Raw genomic sequence first — 25464 nt, 5'->3', positions numbered from 1 at the left:
AGATTGTAGATTTGCAGGCGAATAGTCTTGTAGTGGAACAGTAAGAGGTTTTATTAGGGTAAATAGTCGTATTATGCAATCATTATATGGATTATATAAAAATCGCTGCCTGGGTTATCAGGCAGCGATTTTGTTATTGTATCGGATGGTGTCCAGAGCTAGGAGGTTGTTGACCCTGCTTTATGTAGTGACTCCCTCTGCCTGAAGTCCCTTTGGAATCCGTTTCTCTCGGAACATCGTGAAGTAACAAATGGATGAGGTTACGTACAGAACACCGGTAATGCTGAAGGTTAGCGCATAGCCCCAATAGTAACCGTATGTGGTGACCAGATACGATTGTACGGTTCCCATACTCGCCCAGCCAAGCATGAAGGCTGTCTGTGTTAAGGAGTTGGCAATTCCCCGACGTGAATCCGAGATACGATCAACCATGACTGCTGATTGAATCGGATTCGCCGCATTCATAAGCGCTTGCCGGAACAGGAAGCTCACGATGGCAATGGAGATTGCATTTGTAAATCCAGTAAGCAGCAAGAAGGGGAGGGACAGCATCTGGAACACGACGATTGCAGGCACCTGTCCGATCCGCTTCACCAGCGTTGGCCCAATGAGCATGGAGATAATCGTCATGATCTGCCCAAGTGAGATCAGGAAGCCGACAGCGGTAATAGAAGCGTTAAATCGATTCGTGAAATATAAATTCAAGTAAGGGACAACGAGTCCTGAGCCTAAGCCTACAAGCAGCTGACAGAAGGTGAGGCGGCGGATATCGCGCCATTCTGCACCCGGTTGAGGCATCGGGGATGTCTCAGCTTGCGCAGGAACTGCTGCTGAAGCCGCTGCCTGTGCTGGCTTATTATCTTCAGCCTCTATTTTTCTCCTAAGGACGTCCTGCTTGCGAATCTCCTTAACTGCGAGCAACGGCAGAAAGGCGGCTAATGTTGCCGCTCCCCCTAACATCAATACCGTCTGCAAGCTTGCAACCTTGCTCCATCCGACGGATTGGAGTATGTCGGCCAATGCGCCCCCACCCATGCTGCCGAGCACCTGAGCGGCTAAGCCTAGAGCAAAGTGGTAGCTGAAGAGCTGCAATCGCTGTTCTTTTCGTGCATTTTCTGCAAGGAAGGGAACTGCGATGACTTGGAATGCTGAAGCGACGAGCCCTGAGAAGATCGCGAGCATGTTCAAGCTCATCACAGATTCGACATAGGCGCGTCCAATGAATCCTATTCCTGTTAGCAGTGCGCCGAAAATGAGAACCTTCTTCCGGCTCGTGCGATCCCCTAATAAGCCGATCGGAACAAACATCAAAGCCGTTGCTAGAGATTGCAGGCTGATGAGCGTCCCGTTCATATCATCATTATATCCGAGTGATTGAATATACAAGTTATAAAGCACCATGAACATGCCGCCGCCCACTTGAAAGCATAAGTTGGCGATAAAAAACAGCTTAATGTTCCGATCCCATTGCTTCACGTCTGTCCATACTTGTTGATATAAGCGCATGAGCGTTCCCCCGATTGTCCATGTTAGCATCTTCCATTGTATCATGGTTCGATGAACAAGGAAGGGGGTGAAATGTTCGATTTAGGACTCACGGGGAGCTTAATTGTACTGCTACCGCTAATATGGTTAAAGGGTTATTGGCGACCATTCTGATTGTACTGATCGTTGGATTGCAGTTGGATATGCACTAGTGGATCAGCTTGCTCTCTTTCGCCTTGCGCACGAACTTGGCACTAGAGCGATTAAGTGGTGTTTTTAACAACAAACCAATGACGAGCGTGATCACAATATAGACACACATCATGAGCAGGTCGCGCTGCACCACATCCCACAGAATCCCACCAACTGCCTCACGCATCATGCTAATGCCGTAGGTAAAAGGCAAATACGGATGAATCGCTTGGAAAAACGGCGGCGTTACTTGAATCGGGAAGGTACCCCCAGATCCCGCCAGCTGGAGGACAAGCAGCACGATGGCCAGCGCCTTGCCCACGTTGCCGAAAACAGATACGAGTGTATATACTATTAGCATAAATACGCCGCTAAGCAGCATACCGAAGATGACGAACCAGAATGGATTCAACACATATGCCTGCAGCAGGTAACAATCGCCTAAGGTCACAAGTAAAGACTGCAGCAGGGCGATCGTTACGAAGGTGAGATAGCGGCCGAAGTATACTTGATAATCCTTATATGCTGCGCCTTCCTCATGTACCTCCACCGTCAGAAGCGACACCAGGAGCAGGGCGCCGACCCATAAAGATAATGTAGTGAAGAATGGTGACATAGCCGAACCATAATTTGGTATTGGAAACAGTTTATGTTCTTTCAACACGACGGGCTCGGCGAAAAACTCACTCTCTTTCTCGAAGTTATTTCTCAGCAAATCAATAATCTCGTTGATATCGCCACGTGCCTCCAGTGCGCGAATTCGATCTGCAATGTTAGTTAGCTTGGACTGCGCTTCAGGCAGACTTTGCTGTATCTTCTTAATCTCTTCACTGCCGACCGTAACCAGCTTGGCTGCATCGTTCAGGATCGTCTTCACGTCAGGCATATGTTTCAACGCATCCTGAAGGACGGTTTGGGCATTGCCTACGGTACGTTTGGCAGTCTGAATGCCCTGAACGATATTGGGCTTGATCTCATCGTCATATCGATTCAGAATGCTGCCTGTGGCATCTGTTGTTTCCTTAGCAATTCGATTCAATTGATTGATCAGATCTGCCGATACCTCTTCACCGCGCTCCACCGCGCCTGAGATCTGTCGAACAATCGCTAACTGTCGCTCCAGCTTGTCACGTATGGATTGCAGACGGCCTATGGTGCTGCCGAAACGATCGCCTGGGACAAGCCCATTGAGTCGCTTGAACCAGTCGTTCAGACCATTCACAAGGGTGACGGCCGTATCCAGCCGTCCTTCCGCACGGCCAAGTGCTTCCTTCACGAGAGAAGGGTCACTGCCCGGATTCTGGAGAATGGAGGTCAGGTCTTGGATAGCCAGTGCAGTCTGATGGATGGAGTTAAGATCCTGCTTGATAAAGGGAGAGATCGTATCAATCCCTTGCTCGCTGTAATTTAGCAGATCGCCAACGCTGCGAGAGAAGCGGACGCCTTCCTCGGCAACTTGGGACACCAGTGGAAGATTGCGCTGGGCTGAAGCGACAATGTCATTTGCTTTCGCCGTATCGCGCAGTGCCACATCGACCACATGTACGAGTTCGGGGAATCCTTTTTCCAACTTGAAGACAAGGTTCTTGACCTTCTCAATAGTGGGCAGCTCATTCTTTAGCTCTATGCCTACCTCGTTAAATATTTTGAAAATGGTGCGGTTCGCTTCACGAACGAAGTTGGAGCTGACTTGCTGGATGACGCCCGAGGCTCCCTTGCCCGTAATTTTGGGCGAGATGGCATTAATTTTCTCATTTACATAATAGACGATCTCGGCCTTCTGAGGATTGTCAGTCAGTACGGTACCGATACGCGCAGAGAAATCCGATGGAATGATGATGGCGGCATACACCTGTCCGCGCTCGGCACGGCGCAGTGCTTCTTTTTCATCCATGAATGTCCAGCCGATGGCCTCGTTTGTCTTTAACGATTCGATGATTTGTTTGCCAATGTTAATAGGCTTATCGAGGAGTGTATCGCCGGTATCGTTATTGGCGACAGCAATGGATATCCCCTTGGTGTTGCTGTACGGATCCCAGGATGCCAGGATATTGAACCATGCATATAGGGATGGCAGGGCGATAAGGCCAGTGATGACAATGGCGGCAGCCCAGTTGCTCGTAATGCGTTTCAAATCAGTTACATACAGGTTGATGATGGATTTCATAGAAGGCTGTTCTCCCGTTCATTTCTAAAATTGACAGCATTGCTATCATTGTGCGTAGTTCGGGCAGGAAACATGCGATAAAGGAGGTGATGCCCCAAAATTAAGGACAGGATGAACTGATGATGCGTTGATGTATCAAGACCAAAACGAGCAGAGGAATTATGTTTAGACAAATTAGTAAGCGCTTGCAAACGAGGAGTGAAGGATATCGTTAAATTTTCGTGAGCCAATTGAGAGAGGGGGGAATGAAAGGGGTCGGGTTTGCGCCTAACTATTAAGATTTGGATAAGATTGGGGTGAACATGACCAGATTGCAACGGACTATGCTAACGTTGATTACCAAGTAGAAGTAGCGAAGGAGGGACATTGATATTGATGTTGCGGGTCATGCTGGCGGATCAAGATGTTATTGAGCGCAGGCAAGCCGTGCAGATGGTGGAAGAGGGAGGATATACAGTCGTCGGACAAGCGGGGAGCCAGCCGGAAGCGTGGGACCAGGTTGAGAAATTATGGCCTGAAGTCGTAATCGCGGATACGTCAGGAAACGGGATAGACGGTCTGACTCTTGCTAGAGGGTTATCTGAGAGGGAGCATCCGATTGTGGTGGTGCTCACAGGGCGCTCGTCGGATCACCAGCTCTTGCTTCAAGCGATGCGATATGGCGCCATTGCGTTCTTGCCGAAGCCTTGGAAGCGTGATGAGGTTAGTGATGCGCTCAAAAGAGCCAGCAAGCTGGCAGGATATTATCGTGCATATCACACCCAATATGGGCACATCTATCGGTTCTTCCACCGACTCGGAAGCCTCACAGCTGTCGACATGCTGCAGGAGCAGCAACTACTGGTACAGGGTTTATTGCGAAATGCTCGTACCGCAGATGAGGCCGGATTCCAATGTTTACGCGAGCTGGATGCCCAGTGGCGGTGCTTGTTCCGCAAGCATGAAATCACTTACTCGGATCTGCTGCCAGAGCGGATAGCGGATATTGGCCCCCATTTTCAGCGTATGGCTGAGTATTGGGCGGCTCGTTCGAATATGTTGCGGAGAAACAATGCGGGGCTGCTTATCCAACGGGCAGGCGAATATATTCAAAGCTATTACTATAAGGAACTGACACTATCTGAACTGAGTGAGCGGTACGGGATGAGCATCTCTTATTTCAGTGCTCAGTTCAAGCGCGGATATGGCTATTCCTTCGTTGATTATGTGAATCGGGTTCGTATACAGAAGTCGAAGGAACTTCTATTGAACCCACATCTCAAGGTCTATGAGGTTGCACATGCTGCTGGATATACAACACTGCAGTATTTTAATCGGGTATTTAAGCAGATCGTGAATATGACGCCGCTTGAGTATCGGAAGCAGTTCGGTATCTAGCAATTTTTGATATTCCGTAAAGAGTAGAATCGGCGAAGAAATGATAAATGTGTTTCATTACTTTGCAGAGACAGCCGACTATACTAGGTCATGTTATAGAGAGGACAAGGCCTCTCGAACATTCCAATGGTAGGGGGAACGCATTTCAGATGAAACAAATTCGACAACGATTGGCGGTTGTTCTATCACTGTGTATGATCTGGTCCACGATTGCATCGACAGGGACTAGTATGGCGATGGCATCAAGTGCTGCTCCTGGGAGCTTCGCCAAAGTTACGGATGAGCGCAAGATGGAACTTGCGCCAGGGGCGAACTACACGTGGAACAATATGGAGCTTCCACAAGGGCAAGAGAAGGTTCATTACGTGGAGTTCGATCCGAAGAATCCTTCCTTGGATTTGCAGCCTGGAATGACGGACGGAAAAGTGTACGGTATGACGGGTGTTACGAAGATGGCCGATAATGCCGACAAGGCAGGTAATCGGGTCATCGCAGCCATTAACGGCGACTTCTATGAAATGACGACAGGCGTGCCTCTTGGATTATTCATGGGAGACGGTGAAATATTGGTGAGCCCACCGCCTAAATGGGATTGGTATGCTTATGGTTTGAAGAAGGATGGAACGTCCATATATGGACTGAGTCCTGAGTTGAAGCGTACCCTCCACATTGGCGGCAAAGACTACGAAATATCAGAAATTAATCGGATGCGGGAAAATGCGGACAAGCTGTCCTTATTTACATCTGCATTCCATACTTCGACCAAAACAAATGATATAGGCGACGAAGTTATTCTCGATGTGTTGTCTGGAGAAGTGAAGAGTGGCAGCACTTTAAAACTCAAGGTCGCGGAAATACGCAAAGACAAAGGGGACTCCCCGCTTGCCCCGGGCAAGGTTGTGTTGTCTGCTTCTGGAACAGAGAACCGCAAAATCCTCGGTCAACTGAAGGTAGGAGATGAAATCTCCGCAAGTTTCGAGATGGAGGATGAGTGGAAAGACGTTAAAATGGCAGTCGGCGGTGTGTTCATGCTGGTCAAGGATGGCGTGGCACAAGAGCATACAGATAAGGCGCTCTATCCACGAGTAGCAATCGGAACGAAAGCTGACGGCTCCATTATTATGATGGTGATCGACGGTCGTGCACCTGGATTTAGCGAAGGTGTATCCTATGATGATTTCGGCAAGGTGCTGAAGGACATGGGTGTCGTCAATGCGCTATGCCTAGATGGTGGCGGCTCGTCCACGTTCGTGGCGAAGCTGCCGGGTGAACCGACTCGCAAGGTGCTGAATCGTCCATCTGACGGCAGTGAGCGCAAGACGGCAAACGGATTGCTGCTCGTAAATAAGGCACCAGAGCAAGGTACTGCATCGAAGCTGGTCGTACAGCCGAATATGGAGCGAGTGCTCGTTGGTTCAACGTTCAAATTCGCAGCAGCTGGGGTAGATGCAAATGGACATCCTGCTCCATATGCAGGTGCATTGCAGTGGACAGTTGATCCTTCGCTTGGGGTGATAGAAGGGGATGGCAAGTTCACGGCTGGTACTGCTGCAGGAATCGCAAATGTTGAAGTGACTGTAGGTGGTGTAAAGGGGCAAGGTCAAGTCGAGGTTGTGAAGGATTTGACAGACCTCATACTGCCTGACAAGGTAAAGGCTTTCTCTTCCGGTGAACAAGTGAACATACAAGTTACGGCAGTTCGAGATGGGCAAGTCGTTGTCTCTGATAATCGCCAGTTTGAGTGGAAGGTCGAGGGCCCGATCGGTTCTATTGACGCTAACGGTGTATTTACCGCGACGTCGGAAACGGATAAGAACGGTAGGATTATCGTTAAGTACGGTAATGTCGAGGCATCAATGGAAGTAAATATAGGGCTGAAGCCTGTCGTGTTGGAAGATTTCGAGAATGGTCTGGATCGTTACTTTGTAGAAAGTGGTGCAAGATACAAGTTCGTGGAGCTCAGCGAGACGACGGATGAGGAATATGTTCGATTCGGCAGCAAAGCAGCAAAGCTGAAGTATGACTTCACGGATACAGTGGGGATATCAGGCGCATACATCAATACAAAAGGCAAGGATCAGTATATTGATATTCCTGGCTATCCGGAAAAAATCAGCGTATGGGTGTATGGCGACGGCCAGAAGCACTGGCTGCGGGGCCAGCTGCGAGACGGCAATGGGGCTGCAGTAGATATTGATTATACAGATGAGAAGACGGGTCTTGATTTCAAAGGATGGAAGTATATCGAGGCAGCGGTTCCAAAGGGAAGACCTCTTCCGCTTCAAATTTCCATGCCGATTCGATATATGGAGACGAAAAATACAAATAAGAACGATGGGACTCTCTATATCGATCAAATCCGAGCGTTGTATGGCCCGAACACGGATGACATGGATCCTCCAGTGCTAAAGGACTTCTCTCCAGCTGACGGCAGCACGATTCATACCTCGACTCCAAAAATTCATGTGTACGGTGAAGATTTCGGATATGATCCGATTAAGCATCCGGGAACAACATTAATTGATCCTGATAAGGTACGCATGTATGTGGACGGACAGCTGGTGCAGCATGGATTTTATCCACCTAAGGGCGAAATTCACTACACACCAAGTGTACCTTTGGCAGACGGGGTTCATGTCGTGATGGTCAAAATTCGTGACCTAAACGGGAATCGTGCAGAAAAAGAATGGATGTTCACAGTCGATACTGGGGCATCGAGGCTGGTATATACGGGAGCAGACAATGCATATGCAGGCAATGTTTATAAGGTGGAGGTCAAAGGATATAAGCCTTCCAATATTAAACGTGCTGAAATCGGATTTAAGGTTGACCCGAATTTGATAGAAAAGATAGAAGTAGTTGCAGGTGATAAACTTGCTCCCGCTAATATCGAGCATCATATTGCCCCGGATGGGAAAGTGAACTTGAAGTTTACTGATGTGAATCAGTTGAACTTGAAGGATGACGAAGCGCTTGCGCAGATTGAATATCACCTGAAATCGGATGTGTCGGGCACATTTAAGATTGAATTTAAATCCGGAAGCATTGCATTGGCAGATAAGGGGAATACCGACTTTAGCTTCTTCGGTCTTCCTCTTCACGCAGCTATTCAGTATCATTTACGCTTGAATTGGAATGCAGACGGTATAGCGGAAGGGCAAGATACTGTGCTTGGGGTTGTAGATGAGGCTGGTGCTCCCGTGAAGGGAGCGCGTATCGTGACACGTGATGGAATAGAGTTAGGTGTAACGGGCGCTGACGGCAAGCTTACCACGAATAAACTGACGGGGACGGTACGCGAATACGAGCTGCAAGCGAATGAGGGAGTACGCTTCAGTCCGGTTGTGAAGTTCAAGGTATCCCCGCTAGCGGGCAGCGAATTGCCTTACAACATCAGTGTGTCGATGGGAGAAGATCCTGCAACTTCTCGCGGCTTTACATGGCATTCGAAGATTAACGTGGATGCTTCAGTAGTAGAGATCGTGAAGAAGAAGGACTTTGTCGATTTTCACAATGCGAATGTCATTCGTGTGAACGGTACGAGCAATATGCTCCATACGTGGGATATCGGTACCGTTCGTGTGCATAAGGCGGTTGTTCAAGGGCTTGAGCCGGGAACGGAATATGTATACCGTGTTGGCAACGGCAGCGATAAGGTGAGTGAGCAGGGCGAATTCAAGACGGCTGAGCTGGACGGTACACGTACGAAATTCCTCTTCTTCGGCGATTCCCAATCCGAAGATGAGGCAGGATTCAAACTATGGAGCAATATTGTACGAAAAGCAGTGACCGATCAACCTGATTATGACTTTATCCTTCAGGCTGGGGATATGGTAGAGAATGGATTCAAAGAGGCAGAGTGGAATATGTGGTTCAAGGCCGTACAGGATACGTTCTTGAAGACGACAGTCGTATCGGTGGTCGGCAACCACGAGGTAACGGGTACTCGGAAAAATGATGATTTCCTTGCCCATTTCAATAATCCTCAGAACGGGATAGACAGCTTGAAGGGCAGCAATTATTCGTTTGATTATCATAACGCTCATATCGCAGTGCTGAATAGTGAGTATGACTTTGAGGAGCAAAAGGAATGGCTTCGCCGTGACTTGGCTGCAACGGATAAAACGTGGAAAATCGTCACGTTCCATCGTGGTCCATATGGCAGCAAGAATAATGAGAAGCGGATTCGCGAAGCTTGGACATCCGCATTTGATGAACTGAATGTGGACGTAGCCTTGAATGGCCATGATCATGTTTACCTGCGTACGTATCCACTCCGCGGTGGCAAGCCCGTCGGGGAGGGAGAGGGCACCACTTACATCGTCGCAGGCTCTTCCGGGCCGAAGTTCTATGAAGTTGTCCCACAAGATTGGCAGTACAAAATAGATGGAACGAAGGCGCAAATTTATGTAGCCATCGAGATAGTTGACAACGAGATGAAGTTCCTCGTGAAGAATATTAATGATGTAGTCATTGATGAGTTCTCGATTCGGAAGCCGGAGCGTAATCCTCCTACTTCGGTAGTGCTTGATCAGCCGAGTGTAAACTTGGCTGTGAACGAAAGCGTTAAGCTGAATGCAACGGTTCTGCCAGACCAAGCGTATGATCGTTCTGTTACGTGGTCGGTCTATGGATCGTCAGAGGATGGCGTTGCGAAGGTAAGCGCAGATGGAGTGGTAACCGGACTTAAGCTGGGGACTGCAATCGTACGGGCGACGAGCGTCGTAGAATCGGTGTATGCAGATAGTCTTATTACGGTCGATCGTTTGCCAGAGGTTCGTATTGAGGAAGTTCGAATTGACCGTAACGAGGGAACGCTGAAAATCGGAGACACCTTGCAATTGAATGCAACGGTATTGCCGGACAACGCAAGCAATAAATCTGTTGTATGGTCTGTGTATGGTTCTTCTGCAGAAGGAGTTGCAAGTGTAACGCTGAATGGGCTTGTAAAGGCATTGAAACCGGGCACAGCCGTCATTCGTGCGATGAGTGCGGCAGATGCAACGAAGTATGCAGACTTCCAACTAAAGGTAGAGTTAGAAGATAAGCCGAATATACCAGATCCGTCAACGGACAATTCGAGTTCGAACAGTTCCAAAGAAGAGAACAAGCATCCAGAGCCGCCAAAGCCTGATTCAGGAGCAGCGAAGCTGGAAAACGGCAAGATTGTGGTACAAGCGAAGCGGGATGCAGGCAGTACAACAGCGAAGGCAATCATTCCTGCTGATGTGCTTAAGAAGGCTGAAGTCGGCTTGAAGCCGGATTCGAATGGTGTGAAGAAGGTTCGGATTGAAGTATTGGCCGACAAAGAGGTACGGGATATTCTCGTATCCATGCCATCTTCGGCACTGACAGATGCTTTTCTGAAGCAGCAATATGAGGTTGTTACACCTCATGCGAGTGTGATGCTTCCTTCGAATGTGGCGAATGGCAAAACTCCACAAGGAGCGAAGACGATTGATCTCGCCGTCGGTCAACCGGATCGCAGTGCTTGGGGAACAGAATTGCTTGGACGTACTGCAAATCGTCCGGCCGTTCAGTTGGAACTGCGCGTAGATGGAAAAGCGCTGAAGGGCATTGCAGTCGGAACAGCTGTGCAGGTAGCGATTCCGTATCAGCCAAGCGCAGATGAGTTGGCTCGTCCACATGCAATCGTTGTATGGAGTGTAGATGAGCAAGGCCGTCCTGCTATTATTCCAAATGCAAAGTATGATGCAAAGACAGGAACGGTGCAATTTGCGGTGAAGCAGCTTGGTACGTATGCGGTGGGCTTCTCTACGGTGACGTTCCAGGACATCTCTAAGCTGGAATGGGCGAAAACGGCTATTGAGTCGTTAGCTGCCAGAGGTATCATTCAGGGTCTTGGAGCGGATCGCTTTGCTCCGAATACGCAAGTTACACGTGCAGACTTCATTGTCCTGCTGACACGTATGCTGAATCTGCAATCTACACAGGCGAAGAGCGGATTCGAAGATGTTCCTGCGAATGCCTATTTTGCAGATGCCGTAGCTGCTGCGAAGGAGCATGGGATTGTACAAGGTAGGGACGCACAGACATTTGGCCCGAGCGAAAAGATTTCGCGGCAGGAAATGTTCACGATTACGGCGCGTGCACTTGTGCAATTCAGCAAGTTGAGCGCGACAGGGGATGCAGATGCGCTTCAGGCGTTTACAGATTACCGTGAAATTCAGGATTATGCGAAGGAAAGCTTGGCAAGTCTGCTTCGTGAAGGATTGATCCAAGGTAACGGGCAGAAGCTTGTTCCGCAGGGATATGCAACGAGAGCAGAGGGTGCTGTCTTCCTGGAGCGAATCATGTACCGTGTATCCGAAGTAAGCAATAAAACCTAATAGGAAAGCACAAATAAAGGGGCTGGATATCCAGCCCCTTTTGCATGTCAATTTTATAAAAAATAATGGTTGCTAGGTTACAGTTGGCCCGACAAGAACACGATGAAGCAGAATGCCGACATCACGGATGCGTAGGTGACGGAGTATTGTGTTCTCTTCTTATTGTTGTCGAGCAGGTTGAACAGAAACAGAAAGCTGAGTACGGGAATAAGCAGGTAAGCCATGTACAGAATGATCGTCGCCATTCTTAACACCTCCAAGTAGTAGTTGTTGATAAATACCATGTAAATATTTGCATAGACGTATTCTATCATGCTTTTACGCGTTTGGGTACAAAAGTTTTTTATTTTTTGTGAATGAAGGGCAAAGCTTTTCAGTTTGCATATTGACCAAAGTGGTCAATACAATTATGATAATAATTACCAAATACTCGAAGTAAACAACTAAAGGGTGACAGTCGCGATGAATTCGAAGTTTATGACCCTATCTACAGAAAAGCAGGATCGAATCATAAACGCATCCATGAAGGAATTTGTACGAAAAGGATATGAGCATGCATCGACCAATGAAATGGTGAAAGGGGCTGGGATATCGAAAGGCTTATTGTTCCATTATTTCAATAACAAGCAGGAGCTGTTTCTCTCTTTGTATGATTATGGGGTTGAGAAGGTTATGAGCCTTTTTTACGGCAGAATCGATCTAGAGGAGAAGGATTTCTTTATTCGATTTAGGCAGGTTCAACAGGTGAGATGGGAGCTGCTTATGCAGTATCCGGAGCTGTTTGAATTTCTAAACGCCGCATATATCGAGACGGCAAGCGACATTAGGCCGCACATCGAGCAGCGAAATAAGGGACTGACGCAGGAAGCGTTCGGCAAAGTGCTTGCAGGGTTCGATCGTTCTAAGTTCAAGGAAGGCTTGGATATCGACAAAGCAATTAATATCATCGTCTGGACGTTCCATGGATTTCTAAAGGATAAGATGAAACGTGCAAATGCAATGCAGATAAACTCTGATGATTATGTGCATATGGTGAAGGAAGCGGACGAATATATCGACATGTTTAGACAGAGTTTTTACAAATAAGGGAGAAAGCGATATTTCTCGAATAACGATTATCAATCAATCGCCATCATGAGGTTCAATCAGCATCCGTATGTATTCGGGGATAGCATATGGGAGGAGTAGCTGCTCATGGGAAAAATGGTTGTACATTTCGAGGAGTTAACGCCAGCATTGCAAGCAGATGCCGGAGGCAAAGGAAGCATGCTGGCTTGGATGTATCAGCATAAATATCCTGTGCCGGAGGGTATCGTCGTACTGACGTCGGCTTTTCAGGATGGGGAGCTACATGTGCAGGCTTGGTCAGCCGTGCAAGTCTATGTGAAGCGTATGCGCAGCCACCATGGGGAGGTGGCGTTTGCGGTAAGATCTTCGGCGCTTAGCGAAGATTCTGCGCAAGCATCTTATGCAGGGGAGTTCGAGACGGTATTAAACGTAACGACGGATGAGCAAATCCGAGAGGCAATTATGAGGGTATATGACTCCAAAAGCTCAGAACGGGTAGAGGCTTATAGTGCCGTAAAAGGAATGGAGCAGGCGCATGAAATCGCGGTCGTCATTCAAATCATGGTTCGTCCCGAGCTATCGGGTGTCCTTTTCACTGCTGATCCGATTACAGGCAGCTATGCAGCTATGGTAGGCAATTATGTGCATGGATTGGGAGAACAGCTCGTATCGGGTGAGGCGAATGCTTTGTCATTTGCGTTCCAAAGACCAAAGGGAAGGTACGAAGGCCCAGATGAGTGTAAGCGGCATGCATCCAAGCTGTATCGACTAGCGTCTAAGCTGGAAGAAGAACTGGGAAGTTCACAGGATATCGAGTGGGCTGTAGCAGAAGGTAAACTATATATTCTCCAGACGAGACCGATCACTACGCTAGTGCTGGGGAATCTGGATACGTATGAATGGAATGAAACGAACTCCGGCGATTTTCTATGGACGAATACGAATATCGGTGAAGCCACTCCAGATGTCATGACGCCGCTGACATGGTCCGTATTAAGAGCTCTTGATGAGGAATCTAATATGATATCGGGCTTCCGCATTATGTCGGGCAATATATGTGGGAGGGCATATACAAATATAAGTTTGCCAGTGTCTATATTTCCGGCATTGGGAATACCGCTAGCCATCAGTCTGGATAAATTGTCCCAAACACTTGGCAAGTTTCCAGAGGGAATGGAATTTCCCGTATACCCTTATTCTCGTTGGCATGTGTTTACAAAAATAACTCCGTCTATTTTTCGTTTTGCGAAGAAGGTCAAGACTACGCTTGAGGATATCGAGCAGTACCTCGCTGACAATCCCGATTGGTGTGCGAGGATGACAAAGCGTATTCAGGCAACAAGTTCGTGTGAGGAACTGTGTAGAATATGGAGTGATGAGCTGTGGCCTTATACATGCAAGTCATGGTGGGGCTTAATAGCAGGCGGACGGAAATTCGGTGATGCGAGTTATAAGCTGAATAAGGAACTTACTAAGCTTTCTGGTATGGAGACTGCGAATGCGTTAATGTCGAATTTGCGAGGAAAGTCCGGATTGGCCAGCCTTGGGCCGGTTATCGGCATATCGCAGGTGCTCCAAGGGACGATGAGTAGAGAAGAATACTTGAAGCAATACGGCCATCGCGGCCCGCATGAATTTGAGTTGTCACTTCCTCACCCGGGAGAGGATCCGAAGTGGCTAGAGACTCAAATCGAGGAATATGAGAGATCGGACACGAATGTGGAGCAGCTTCTGAACCGTCAGCGGTCGCAATATGAAGCTGATTGGGAACGGTTTGAGCAGAAATATCCGCAAAAAGCGAAGCACATAAAGAAGCAGATTGCCAAGGCTTCGGAGTATGCTCATCTAAGAGAGGAGACGCGATCCGAATTTGTGCGGGTGTACCGCGTTATTCGTGCATTTGCGTTGCGGGCGGGAGAGATTAGCGGGGCGAGGAGCGACGTGTTCTTTCTGTATATGGAAGAAGTGCAGAGGCTGCTTGCGGGGGATGGCGCAGGTATGAAGCATGTTGCTGCCCGTAAGGAGACATACGAGAAATATTTGACGCTGCCGCCGCTGCCTACGTTGATTCGTGGACGATTCGATCCGTTCCAGTGGGCGAACAATCCGGAGCGAAGAGTCGATGTCTTCGATGCATCAATGCCTCCAGTTGTGGAAGAGGGGAATGGGCTCACGGGTTTTGCGGGCGCTTCAGGCAGAGTAGAAGGAATTGTCCGAGTTCTGAATCGACCTGAGGAAGGCAACCAACTGCAATCGGGCGAGATTCTAGTGGCATCTACGACAAATGTTGGCTGGACGCCATTGTTCCCAAGAGCAGCTGCCATTATTACGGATGTCGGGGCACCTCTCTCACACGCGGCTATCGTGGCGCGGGAATTGGGCATCCCCGCTGTCGTAGGCTGCGGCAATGCAACAACGAGATTGCGGACAGGGGATCGGGTCATCGTGGATGGGGGCCATGGCATCGTACAAATATTGAAGGGGTAGTGGACGTTGCTATCAAGCAGCGTGAGCACCGATATGGACGAAGGAAGCAGATGTCGGGTAGACTAACGGTATACATGCTGGATCAAAGGAGAGCGTGCGCTGCTCTCCTTTTTAAGGTTGTTCAATAGGCCGCTTTTGAACAGATACTTATATATTTTGCACGAAAATCAGGAAACGGGGTAAACGACAACAATGAACATTCAATTGGTATGCGTAGGGAAACTGAAGGAGAAATACTTGATGCAGGGTATTGCGGAGTACAGCAAGCGGCTCGCACCGTACGTGAAATTCCAAGTGTCCGAGGTACCGGACGAGCAGGCACCAGAGAAAATGAGCGATGCCGAGCTGGAGCAGGTCAAGGATCGTGAGGGCGAGCGCATTCTTGGTCACATTAAGCAGGATGCCCATGTCGTGGCGCTGGCGATTGACGGTCAACTCTGGTCGAGCGAGGACTTGGCCTCGCAGCTCGATCGATTGGCGACATACGGGACAAGCAATATAGCCTTTGTGATCGGCGGTTCCAACGGGCTATCCGATGCTGTTCTCCGCCGTGCCAATTCGAAGCTGTCCTTCGGCCGTATGACGCTGCCGCACCAGTTGATGCGCTTGGTACTCGTGGAGCAGATTTACCGTGCAGTGAAGATTAATCGAGGTGAACCGTACCATAAGTGACGGCGAAAAATTTTCGCCGGAGATGGAACAATTGGACGCAGCCGAAACCTTTGCTGCTCCCCCGTTCCGATAAAATTCATCCTTGCTTCAAACAATCCCTCTACTATTTCATCCAGATGGGCCAATAGAACGTGCTTTCCCTTATGAAGAGCGTATGGGAACATGGAGTGCATTGGAGTTCAATACAATCTTGCTTATCCTCCGTTCGCCATCTCTATGAAAAAGGCATTGCTACACTGGAAGCAAAATGAAGGCCTATACAGTGAAAAAGTTTCTAAGGAAACGATTACTAGATTAAATAGCTTATTAGTCCTCAACAAGTAGCTGTATATATTAGTAACTTAAGATATAAAGGGGGATTTATTATGAATATTGTTGTTGCGGAACATTGGAATCTTGAAAAGCATGAACTGCCTGGCGTTAATAGCATCATCTTTCCAAATGGCACTGTAACAATCTTAAGTTGTTACAGCGCATATAACCCCAACACAAATGAAAGTAAATTTTATTGCTCTCCCTTGTGTGACACAACCATTGAAAGCATATCAAAGTATAATGTTGAATGTTGGACGATCGTTGATGAATGGGTCAGTATTGATTATCAAGACGGGAAAATCTGTGGCGGTGATGGTCAAATGGGAAATGAAGGATTTATTGCTTGTACGGATGCTGAAGACCGTTTGGTATGGGGAATATTTTTTGAAAATTCAAACCCTATAAAAAGCTTAGAAATTAAAGATAAAATCCTAATCGCTATTAATGAGCATACCGAATTACAAATTGAAATCAACTTAGAAAACATCACCCAAATTAAAATGTCTTCCATAAAACCCAAAAACGAGCCAACTAATTGATGAAACAAATACCAAGCACGAAATTTCCTAATATAGAAGGCAAAAATCATGAGGGAAGTATTGGAAGCTCAGAGGTGAACGGATCGGAGCGTGCAGCAGCACGAAAGGCACCCAACTCGGGTGCCTTTCGATTCCGCCTTATGGATGATATGGTGAGCCTTATCATAAATAGGGCGAATTAATTGGCCTAATCCCCCAAGGTGTGTGGTTATTCTTATCAGAACAGCAGTAGTGAGTGATGCAGGAGAGATTGCAAGGCTGTCGCTCTTCATGTCTATGCTCGGAGGGGTTTTGTACCAAGGAAGTCACAACATATACTCGATAAGAAACTTCACTAGTAGTAAAAGGGAGTGTGCAGTACGGTTTTCGGGAGGCTCGCTTGCGTGCTCGAGGGCCTCGGCTTGACGGCACCTTGAAATTACCTTTGAACAACAAACTCGCGAAATTCCAAGTAGGTATTTCTATATAATAGGCATAAAGATGTCTCTATCGTCCGTTTCTCTGCTATATTAACTGTGGTAAATTATGGTGAGTACTTATTTAAATGTCTTAGAAGAAAATGACTAGGGGAGAAATACTTCTTGGAAACTCACTCATCCAAATATCAAATGAAAAAGAGCTATATTATATTATTGCTAGTGTTCATATTAGTTGTTTTAACCGGTTTGCGCATTTTATGGATGGAAACGTTTCATGTTCCCAAACAGGCGTCAATTCATAATGGGCAACTCGATTTGCGCACTTGGAATGCAGAAGATGGCAGCATTCTCTTACTTGATGGGGAATGGGAGTTTTATCCCTCGCAATGGTTGATAGATGGTAGTCGGCAACAATTGTTAGGCGATAATGCGCCAATGCATATTCAGGTACCGGGAGGATGGAATGAAGCTTTGCATGCTGACAAGCCATCTCCATACGGGTATGGCTCTTATCGTTTGCGTCTTTATGTAGACCCTGCAAAGCATCCTAATTATAGTATTCGTGTACCCAGCGTACGCACTGCATCAGAATTATATGTAAACGGTCGCTTGCTTATTAAATCTGGACAGGTGGCGACAACAAAGGATGAATATATTTCGGAGGATCTACCATATTCTACAACCTTTACAGCAGACGAAAACGGTGTAATCGAAATCGTCATTCAGGTGGCAAATTATGTGGATATTCGAAGCGGGGGCATTGTCCGATCCATTAAATTTGGTTCAGAAGAAGCTATCGCCAAAGAGACGAATGCTTCCGTTTTTATGCAGTTTTTGGCAGCGATAATATTTATTATGCATGCTGTCTATGCACTTATTTTGTATGTACTAGGAAATAAGGAAAAGAAGCTGCTTTATTTCAGTTTGCTTGCATTATGTGTAACGATCACGAGTGTCTTTAGTACGGATGAGAAGTTGTTCCATCAATTATTTTACATTGGAAGTAATTGGGATTTTAGGCTGACTAATATTGCTTTCGTTATTGCAGCCTATGCTTTGCTCCAGTGTATGAATCATCGCGAGCTTCCATATTGGCGTAGGATGTACCCTGTCTATAAAGTAATGAATCTAGGGACTGCCGGCATCACGTTGTTTTTAGATCCACCTCAAGTGATTATGCTCTTTCCGGTTTATTATCTATTAGTTGTTGTTGCTGGAGTTATCACGTTAATTACAATGTTTAAAAAAGTAATCAAAGATTTAAAGAGCAATCTTTTACTGCTTTTCTCTTTTCTAGCGTTGGCGAACTATTCTCTTTGGTCGTTAATCTTGCTGAATAGCGGTTTGAGTCTTGTCTACTATCCGTTCGATATGATTATTGCGATGGGTTGTTTAGCCTCTGAATGGTTTAAGGGCTACTTTATCATGCATGCGAACACCAAAGAGCTTGCTGCAACCTTGCAAAGAATGAATGACCATAAGGATCAATTTCTGGCAAACACTTCACATGAATTTAAAAATCCGCTGCATAGCATGCTTAACATGTCACAATCCGTTTTAAAAAGGGAACAGCATTTATTGCAGGAACGGAGTATCAAGGAGCTTGAAACGGTTTTATCTGTAGGACGTCGGTTGTCATGGATATTAAACGACTTGATTGACGTGATGAGTTTACGGGAAGGCAATCCACGTTTACAAAAGGAAGTAATATTTATCCAGCCAATTGTGACTGGAGTAATGGATATGCTGCAATTTAACGCAGAAGTAAAGTCTATCACAATTGCAAATCAGATTTCGGAAGATTTCCCCCCAGTAATTGCGGATGAGAATCGAGTGATCCAAATCGTATTCAATTTACTTCATAATGCTGTGAAATATACGAATGAAGGGACAATCTCGATTCAAGCTTTTGCCAAGGACGGAAGAGCGTATATTGTGATTACGGATACGGGGATCGGAATGGATGAGCACCTGCTTAAGCGCTTATTCCGTCCGTATGAGCAAGGTAGTACGAGTGTGACGATGATAGAAGGCGGCTTTGGGTTAGGTTTAAGCATAAGCAAGCAGCTTGTTGAGCTGCATGAAGGTACATTAGATGTATCCTCTGTTATAGGCGAAGGCTCGAAATTCACATTTTCGTTGAAGCTGGCGGATGAGGAAGCGAAAGCGTTGGAAGAAAGGGAAGGTTCGAACCGATTGGAACCATTCGAGTCACAAACTATGGCGATCCAAAAAATAGCCTCCACAGTCAATTTGGACCAAGTGGAACTTCCACTAGCTGCGAAAGGGGCAACACCAACAACTCCATTCCAAATAAATCGTAATCGTCCGCTCGTATTAATCGTCGATGATGATCCTGTCAATCTTCAAGTGCTTGAAGCCATACTGCCACCTGACGAATACGAAGTAACGATGGCAACGAGCGGTAAAGAAGCGTTGGCTTTGCTGGATACCAAGGACTGGGATCTGGTCATCTCCGACGTTATGATGCCGCAGATGTCCGGTTATGAGCTGACGCGCATGATCCGCGAGCGATTTACACTCACAGAGCTTCCCATTCTGCTCCTTACCGCAAGAAGCCAACCGAAAGATATTCAGAGCGGTTTTATAGCGGGGGCAAACGATTATGTGACGAAGCCAGTGGAAGCAATAGAAATAAAATCACGGATCAAGGCGTTAATTACGATAAAACAATCCGTTCGGGAACAACTGCGATTAGAAGCCGCATGGCTGCAAGCGCAAATCCAGCCTCATTTTATATTTAATGCGTTGAATGCTGTAGCAGCTTTAAGCGATATTGATTTGGATAAAATGCGTAATTTGCTCGATGAATTCAGCAATTTTTTGAGGAATAAATTTAAATTTCAAAATATGGATAGGCTTGTTCCGATCGAAGAGGAGTTAAGTCTAGTGCGTTCGTATCTTTATATTGAAAAGGCTCGGTTTGAAGAAAGGTTACAGGTTATTTGGGAGATAGATGGCTACGGGGACATAAAAGTCCCATTTCTTACGATCCAGCCTCTCGTTGAAAATGCGATAAGACATGGCATAATGAAGCGCAATCGTGGAGGAACGATTCTTATTCGGATTTTTGTCTATGAGACGCATGCAGAGATAACCGTTGAAGACGATGGGGATGGAATAGACGAGGTTCAATTGCAACGAATATTAGAAAGAAAAGTGGATAGTCGTTCAGGCGTCGGATTGATTAATACGGATCAGCGATTAAAACGGCACTTCGGAACAGGACTTCATATCACAAGTACGTTAGGTACAGGGACAAAGGTAACTTTTCATGTACATAACAGGTTGAATAGCGGGGATAAAGCTAGGTGATAAATAAGTGATTGAATGAGGAGCTTCCTTGGCTGCTCCTTTCTTAATTTTCGCCGATAGCCCCGTTAAGCTGAACCGTATCACAAGTAACGGCAAGTTTTTATTGTACAACTCGAAAGAAATGGAACAGCTAGGCTATTCGCCAGGAGGCAGTATGGAACTTTTTACCGATACTCCTAGCGGTGGGATTCAAATGGTTTGAAGTTGGTTGTAAACAGTGTTACACTCAAAATCTATATTTTGTAATACACCTAAGAATAGTCACTATTTTAGTTATAAAGGAAGGTAATACTGTGATAAAGGTCGATAACTTATCTTTCTCATTCCCGCAAAAAGAACTATATAAAAACATTTCATTTACGCTTGAAGAGGCACAACATTGCGCTTTTATAGGAACGAGTGGCAATGGGAAAAGTACATTAATAGATATACTGATGGATCCAGAAAGATATTTGTTCGAGGGCAAATTAGAAGTTGACCCGACTTGCAAAATTGGGTATGTAAGTCAATTCCCTCAACAAGACAAAACGAAAGAAACAACAGTTTTTGAATATATAGCGGAAGAATTTATTAAGATACAAAATGAAATAACATCTATTTGTACAGAGATGGAAACATCATCGGATATTGATTCATTATTAGAAAAGTATCAATTAGCTTTAGACGCATTTGATTCAATCGGTGGGGATGATTTTGAAAGCAAAATTAATAAGAAACTAAATCTAGCGAACCTCATGAAGCTAAAAGATGTTAGGGTATCCGATCTGAGTGGTGGAGAATTCAAACTTATTCAAGTGATGAAGGAAATGCTTAGTAGTCCAGACTTAATGATTATGGACGAACCCGATGTATTTTTAGATTTTGAAAACCTAAATGCGCTCAGAAATCTTATTAATTCTCACAAAGGAATGCTGCTAGTTGTTACGCACAACCGATATCTATTGAATCATTGTTTCAACAAAATTATACACCTTGAAAATAAAGAGATCCAAGAGTTTGATGGGCGTTATATTGATTATAACTTCTCATTACTTCAGACTAAAATTGAGTTACAAGAAATCGCAGTCGCTGAACAAGAAGAAATTGAGAGATACGATAACATCATTGATAATCTTAGAGCTATCGCGACTGTTAATGCAGATGCATCTAGAGGGAGAGCACTAAAAGCCAGAGTTAAGTTTCAAGAAAGATTGGAAGCACGTAGAATTAAAGCGCCATTTGTTGATATGAAGCAACCGAATATTCGTTTTGATATGGATCATGAAATGGAAGATACCGTTGTTGTAAATGTTAATAATTATCGTGTTGCCTTTGATGAGCTGCTGCTAGACCATGTTAACTTTGAGATAAAATCTACGGATAAAGTAGCCATTATTGGTCCAAACGGTACCGGGAAAACGACTTTACTCCGAGATATCTATAAAAATAATCAGGATTCAATTGAAATAAATGCTGATGTTAAAGTGGCTTATCTATCTCAGATTCAAGGCGAAATGCTAAAGGATTCTAATACAATACTCGAAGAATTCATCGATGCTGGATTTAAAACTCATGATGAGATTAGATCGTTTATTTCTGGCTATGGGTTTGAAGGGGAAATCGTTAATCAGAAGATAGAATCTCTATCTGGTGGAGAAAAAAATACGCTTCAATTGGCCAAAGTTGCTGCCAGTAAAGCAAACGTATTGCTTCTAGATGAACCGACAAGCCATTTAGACACCTATTCACAAATCGCATTGGAGAAAGCCATTGAAGACTATAAAGGTGCGATTCTCATGATTTCTCATGATTTCTATTCTGTTGTAAATGGTATGGATTATGTTTTAATCATTGACGATAAGACGATAAGAAAAATGAGTATGCGTAAATTTAGACAGATGATTTATGCTAGTCATTTTAATAAAGACTATTTAGAAGCTGAACAAAATAAAAAAGCAGTTGAAATGAAAATAGAATTGGCTTTAAAAAATGCTGATTTTGAATCGGCAAAAGTATTGGTTGATGAGCTGGAAGAGCTGATTAAGTTGCTTTAAAATACACCCCTCTTATTGAAAAGGAGACCCTCGAAAAAGGGGTCTTTGTACTAGGTCAAGAATATGATATATGCAACATTCTGGATTTGATTCATGGAAGGGGCGTCAATGATCATAGAACTGTCGGTTGGATAGTCTTTACTTCAGCTTCCATAGGGCAGGGACGTAAGAAGGATCCCAGCCTTGCAAATTCCGGTGTGATATTTGGAGGTAACTGCTCACATAGCGCGATAAGCCCATTGCCTTTTCTTCCTTGAAACTATGTATCTTACCATCGAACTTCCTGCATGGAATAGACAGGTATGTCCATAATAGATAGAATATAACCTAGACTCGAGAATAAGCCGAACCGGAAATAACAATGACGCAGAAGAGAGAGTGAATGTTCATGATACAAATAACGATTCCGACACCGGATGTCACGATTTACAAACAGATTGCTCCTAAATTAAGCCATATATACGGGTTTACGGATTTCATTCTGATTCCTAGAGATAAAGCAGGGATCTTTATGTTCTACAATGATAAGGATGAACTCCTATTCGTCGGCAAGGCGCGGAAGCTAAGACCTCGGATCAAGAAGCATTTCGAGGATACTGTGTCGGTCATTAAAGAGAATCGGGAGGAAGTGACCAAGATCGAGGTTTGTTTGGTCGAGGATCCCGTCCATAGAGAAATATACGAGACGTATATTATTAACGAATATAAGGCTAAGTACAATGTAGATAAGGTGTTATACAAATAATAGATAGAGCTCCTATCGCCCAAGGAGCCATAAAATGATAAGATAGCGCAAAAATGCCTTTAATCCACTGAATGTGGATTAAAGGCATTTTGATATATGTGCCGAGCTACATGTGTAAGTTGGTTACCCCTCATAAAAATTGATTAGTTGTTCACCTTGAAATTCACTTCTGGGTACTTAGCGGCCAGATCTTGCAGTGCAGAATCGTCTTTCCCTTTTAAATACCGATCGAAGAAGGCAACACTGAATTCGTTCACGATGCGGTGATCCCGCCGTGGGTTTTCGTCGCTGAGGCCAAGCAGGGGAGAGAATAACGCAAGATCGGTGTAGCTTGCATGCTTTGAACCTGGAATAAGGATCGATATCCCTCCGCCTGCCAGAGCATAGCCCGATTTTTGGATATATTCTTTCCTCGGTGCTTCGAACGCTTCACGGCTTACCCCACCTAACTGTTTGGCGACATCATCGTAAGAAATCATTACATTGCTGTACGTCTCGTCTGAATACATCATGAAGAAAGGCTTTCCGAATCCTTTGTCCGAAACTGGCGGACCATAAAACCCCCCATCCATACTAAGGGCAGCCTTCACACACGAATCATTCTTTAACATTTGCACCGTAACGGCTCCACCGAATGAATGTCCAAGCATGCCGATTCGTTTTAGATCGATTCTGCCTGTAAATCGACCTGCAGTATCCTTCTGATTGAGCTTCTCCACTTGATTGAGCACAAACGCAGCGTCGCTGGTCCAAAGCGGGATATGCCCCTCATACTGAGCAATCGAAGTCAAGTTGGGGTCGGTTCTACTCACGGCGACTCTTCCGTCAGGGTAAACGGAGGCGGCAGCTTCGTAGGCATAATCGATAGCTATTACGATATAGCCGTGGCTGGCCAGCTCCTCTAGCTGGTACATATTCTGATTGCGATACCCGTTCATCCCATGGGAGAAAATCAGAACCGGATACCGACTCTCGGAGTCCGAGAGCCTCGCCTCCACCAAAGCATGCGTTTTGATCAACCCTAGATGGCTTAGCACAAAAGCCGGAAGATCCATCATTTTGCTTGAAATGGCATTCGTCATCTTAGACGCGTTCCATAGATAAGGGCTCCTCTCTTCCCCGCTACCTTTGGCGGCCGGATACCAAATTTGCGCCATCAGCTCGCGCCTATCAGCAGTGTTATCCGAATATGTTTCTCGCCGCTCATCGTCAACCCAATGATAAACCGTCGTTCCGACCGCATAGGGTCCTGTTGGTTCTTCAAACGAGAATACCGGCAGCACCGCTGGTGGCGTAACCGAGACCAACAAATATACGGTCAATAGCATCGCTTGAACGGTAACAGCAATCCGGCTTCTGCCGGCTTCCTTCCGCTTGATAATGAAGAAATAAGCCATCAATAAGAGTGGCGTCAAGTAGGCCGGAACCATCTCCCACCGTCCACCTTCCACGACAATCTGCACAATTACCAAAGCGAAGGCGATCCCTAAAGGGATGAACAATCCCCGTCCGCCTTTCTTGTTCGCGATTACCGCCCAGTACAACAGGCCAAAATTAACCACTATCAAGCCTATTTCCCAAAACCTCATGTCGATCTTCCTCCCTTTACCACAAATATAAACTTGTTCCAGCTTACAAAGAAATTATAAAGATGAAAGGGGGAATATTATAAATTTTTTATGAATTTCGTGGGCAGACATTGCAAACGCACCGAAATTAAGAGGAATGGAACGTAGGTTTTTAGGCGAAGGATCTCACAAACGGATAATTTGCAGTTTAATGATCAGAACTATGCATGGAATTTATCCATTTCTATGTAAATTTCCTTAACAACATTTCAATCCTCCCAGCAACTAACTGGAATCTCAGATCAATCTATATAGGCTGTGAAGAAGGTTGCCGAATCTGTGCAGAAAGTATCGGATGGGACAGCTTCACAAAAGTGGAAGCGGCAACTGCAATGAATGAGATGGCGATTGGGATTACACGAGTTGCGGAAGCGGCATCTGAGGTTGCTTCGGTTGCCATTCGTGCAAGTGAAAATGCAGTAATTGGGAATCAGCAACTGATAGAAACTGTGGGTCAAATGGAGAGAATTAAGAAGACTCAGGCTGATTCTGCCCAGATTGTAGCTAAGCTTGATGAACATTCAGTACGTATAGGTCAAATTATAAAGTCAATTATGGAGATTGCTGGGCAAACAAAGCTGCTTGCCTTAAATGCAAAGTGGCTGGGCCGTTGATATTATCGCTCTTTATTTTTGCCAGAGTAACACTTCA

15 protein-coding genes are annotated in these 25464 nt (G+C 45.7%); 11 read left to right on the top strand and 4 right to left on the bottom strand.

Going from position 1 to position 25464, the window contains the following annotated elements:
• Window positions 1-180: 180 nt before the first annotated feature.
• A complete protein-coding gene (locus M3661_RS02310; protein ID WP_251482011.1) occupies window positions 181-1506 on the bottom strand; it encodes an MFS transporter in 1326 nt (441 codons plus the stop codon).
• A 187-nt stretch (window positions 1507-1693) separates the two neighbouring features.
• On the bottom strand, window positions 1694-3844 hold the full coding sequence (locus M3661_RS02305) for a YhgE/Pip domain-containing protein (RefSeq protein WP_251482008.1): 2151 nt from the start codon (window positions 3842-3844) through the stop codon (window positions 1694-1696).
• Between the two features lie 375 nt (window positions 3845-4219).
• On the opposite strand from M3661_RS02305, the gene M3661_RS02300 reads away from it, so the two are divergent.
• Together M3661_RS02300 and M3661_RS02295 are read left to right on the top strand one after the other, a co-directional pair.
• Entirely contained in the window at window positions 4220-5221 is a 1002-nt protein-coding gene (locus tag M3661_RS02300; protein ID WP_251482132.1) for a helix-turn-helix domain-containing protein, read from the top strand.
• Between the two features lie 149 nt (window positions 5222-5370).
• Window positions 5371-11571, top strand: a complete 6201-nt coding sequence (locus M3661_RS02295; protein ID WP_251482005.1) for a phosphodiester glycosidase family protein — start codon at window positions 5371-5373, stop codon at window positions 11569-11571.
• A gap of 77 nt (window positions 11572-11648) precedes the next feature.
• Here the strand turns inward: M3661_RS02295 and M3661_RS02290 are convergent, their stop codons facing one another.
• A complete protein-coding gene (locus tag M3661_RS02290) occupies window positions 11649-11816 on the bottom strand; it encodes a hypothetical protein (protein ID WP_155987339.1) in 168 nt (55 codons plus the stop codon).
• A gap of 217 nt (window positions 11817-12033) precedes the next feature.
• On the opposite strand from M3661_RS02290, the gene M3661_RS02285 reads away from it, so the two are divergent.
• From M3661_RS02285 to M3661_RS02250, 8 genes are all read left to right on the top strand, one after another.
• Complete coding sequence (locus M3661_RS02285) at window positions 12034-12657, top strand: TetR/AcrR family transcriptional regulator (RefSeq protein WP_251482000.1); 624 nt, start codon at window positions 12034-12036, stop codon at window positions 12655-12657.
• 108 nt (window positions 12658-12765) lie between these two features.
• Window positions 12766-15126: a PEP/pyruvate-binding domain-containing protein gene (locus M3661_RS02280; protein WP_251481996.1), complete on the top strand. Its 2361-nt coding sequence runs from the start codon at window positions 12766-12768 to the stop codon at window positions 15124-15126.
• Between the two features lie 192 nt (window positions 15127-15318).
• Window positions 15319-15798, top strand: coding sequence for a 23S rRNA (pseudouridine(1915)-N(3))-methyltransferase RlmH (rlmH, locus tag M3661_RS02275; RefSeq protein WP_065291065.1), 480 nt, complete (start codon window positions 15319-15321; stop codon window positions 15796-15798).
• 365 nt (window positions 15799-16163) lie between these two features.
• On the top strand, window positions 16164-16652 hold the full coding sequence (locus M3661_RS02270) for a hypothetical protein (protein WP_251481993.1): 489 nt from the start codon (window positions 16164-16166) through the stop codon (window positions 16650-16652).
• A 608-nt stretch (window positions 16653-17260) separates the two neighbouring features.
• Complete coding sequence (locus tag M3661_RS02265; protein WP_397376484.1) at window positions 17261-20407, top strand: hybrid sensor histidine kinase/response regulator; 3147 nt, start codon at window positions 17261-17263, stop codon at window positions 20405-20407.
• 28 nt (window positions 20408-20435) lie between these two features.
• Window positions 20436-20609 (top strand): hypothetical protein, encoded by a 174-nt coding sequence (locus M3661_RS02260; RefSeq protein ID WP_251481988.1) that lies wholly within the window; start codon window positions 20436-20438, stop codon window positions 20607-20609.
• Between the two features lie 91 nt (window positions 20610-20700).
• Window positions 20701-22440 carry an ABC-F family ATP-binding cassette domain-containing protein gene (locus M3661_RS02255; protein WP_251481985.1) on the top strand — a complete coding sequence of 580 codons (1740 nt, stop codon included), beginning with the start codon at window positions 20701-20703 and terminating at the stop codon, window positions 22438-22440.
• 388 nt (window positions 22441-22828) lie between these two features.
• Window positions 22829-23185, top strand: coding sequence for a nucleotide excision repair endonuclease (locus M3661_RS02250; protein ID WP_028533249.1), 357 nt, complete (start codon window positions 22829-22831; stop codon window positions 23183-23185).
• Between the two features lie 143 nt (window positions 23186-23328).
• Here the strand turns inward: M3661_RS02250 and M3661_RS02245 are convergent, their stop codons facing one another.
• A complete protein-coding gene (locus M3661_RS02245; protein ID WP_251481982.1) occupies window positions 23329-24774 on the bottom strand; it encodes an alpha/beta hydrolase family protein in 1446 nt (481 codons plus the stop codon).
• Between the two features lie 206 nt (window positions 24775-24980).
• Here M3661_RS02245 and M3661_RS02240 point away from each other — a divergent pair, with 206 nt between their 5' ends.
• Window positions 24981-25427: a methyl-accepting chemotaxis protein gene (locus tag M3661_RS02240; RefSeq protein WP_251481978.1), complete on the top strand. Its 447-nt coding sequence runs from the start codon at window positions 24981-24983 to the stop codon at window positions 25425-25427.
• Window positions 25428-25464: the final 37 nt, after the last annotated feature.

The organism is Paenibacillus sp. MER 180 (assembly GCF_023713665.1).
GTDB classification, from domain to species: domain Bacteria; phylum Bacillota; class Bacilli; order Paenibacillales; family Paenibacillaceae; genus Paenibacillus_B; species Paenibacillus_B suaedae.
Note: the sequence above shows the minus strand (reverse complement) of the source record. Positions and strands in the feature narration are given on the sequence as shown.

Coding starts and splice junctions, on each gene's coding strand:
- M3661_RS02310 (WP_251482011.1), bottom strand. CDS start 1,506: ATGCGCTTATATCAACAAGTATGGACAGACGTGAAGCAATGGGATCGG.
- M3661_RS02305 (WP_251482008.1), bottom strand. CDS start 3,844: ATGAAATCCATCATCAACCTGTATGTAACTGATTTGAAACGCATTACG.
- M3661_RS02300 (WP_251482132.1), top strand. CDS start 4,220: ATGTTGCGGGTCATGCTGGCGGATCAAGATGTTATTGAGCGCAGGCAA.
- M3661_RS02295 (WP_251482005.1), top strand. CDS start 5,371: ATGAAACAAATTCGACAACGATTGGCGGTTGTTCTATCACTGTGTATG.
- M3661_RS02290 (WP_155987339.1), bottom strand. CDS start 11,816: ATGGCGACGATCATTCTGTACATGGCTTACCTGCTTATTCCCGTACTC.
- M3661_RS02285 (WP_251482000.1), top strand. CDS start 12,034: ATGAATTCGAAGTTTATGACCCTATCTACAGAAAAGCAGGATCGAATC.
- M3661_RS02280 (WP_251481996.1), top strand. CDS start 12,766: ATGGGAAAAATGGTTGTACATTTCGAGGAGTTAACGCCAGCATTGCAA.
- rlmH (WP_065291065.1), top strand. CDS start 15,319: ATGAACATTCAATTGGTATGCGTAGGGAAACTGAAGGAGAAATACTTG.
- M3661_RS02270 (WP_251481993.1), top strand. CDS start 16,164: ATGAATATTGTTGTTGCGGAACATTGGAATCTTGAAAAGCATGAACTG.
- M3661_RS02265 (WP_397376484.1), top strand. CDS start 17,261: ATGAAAAAGAGCTATATTATATTATTGCTAGTGTTCATATTAGTTGTT.
- M3661_RS02250 (WP_028533249.1), top strand. CDS start 22,829: ATGATACAAATAACGATTCCGACACCGGATGTCACGATTTACAAACAG.
- M3661_RS02245 (WP_251481982.1), bottom strand. CDS start 24,774: ATGAGGTTTTGGGAAATAGGCTTGATAGTGGTTAATTTTGGCCTGTTG.
- M3661_RS02240 (WP_251481978.1), top strand. CDS start 24,981: ATGGAATTTATCCATTTCTATGTAAATTTCCTTAACAACATTTCAATC.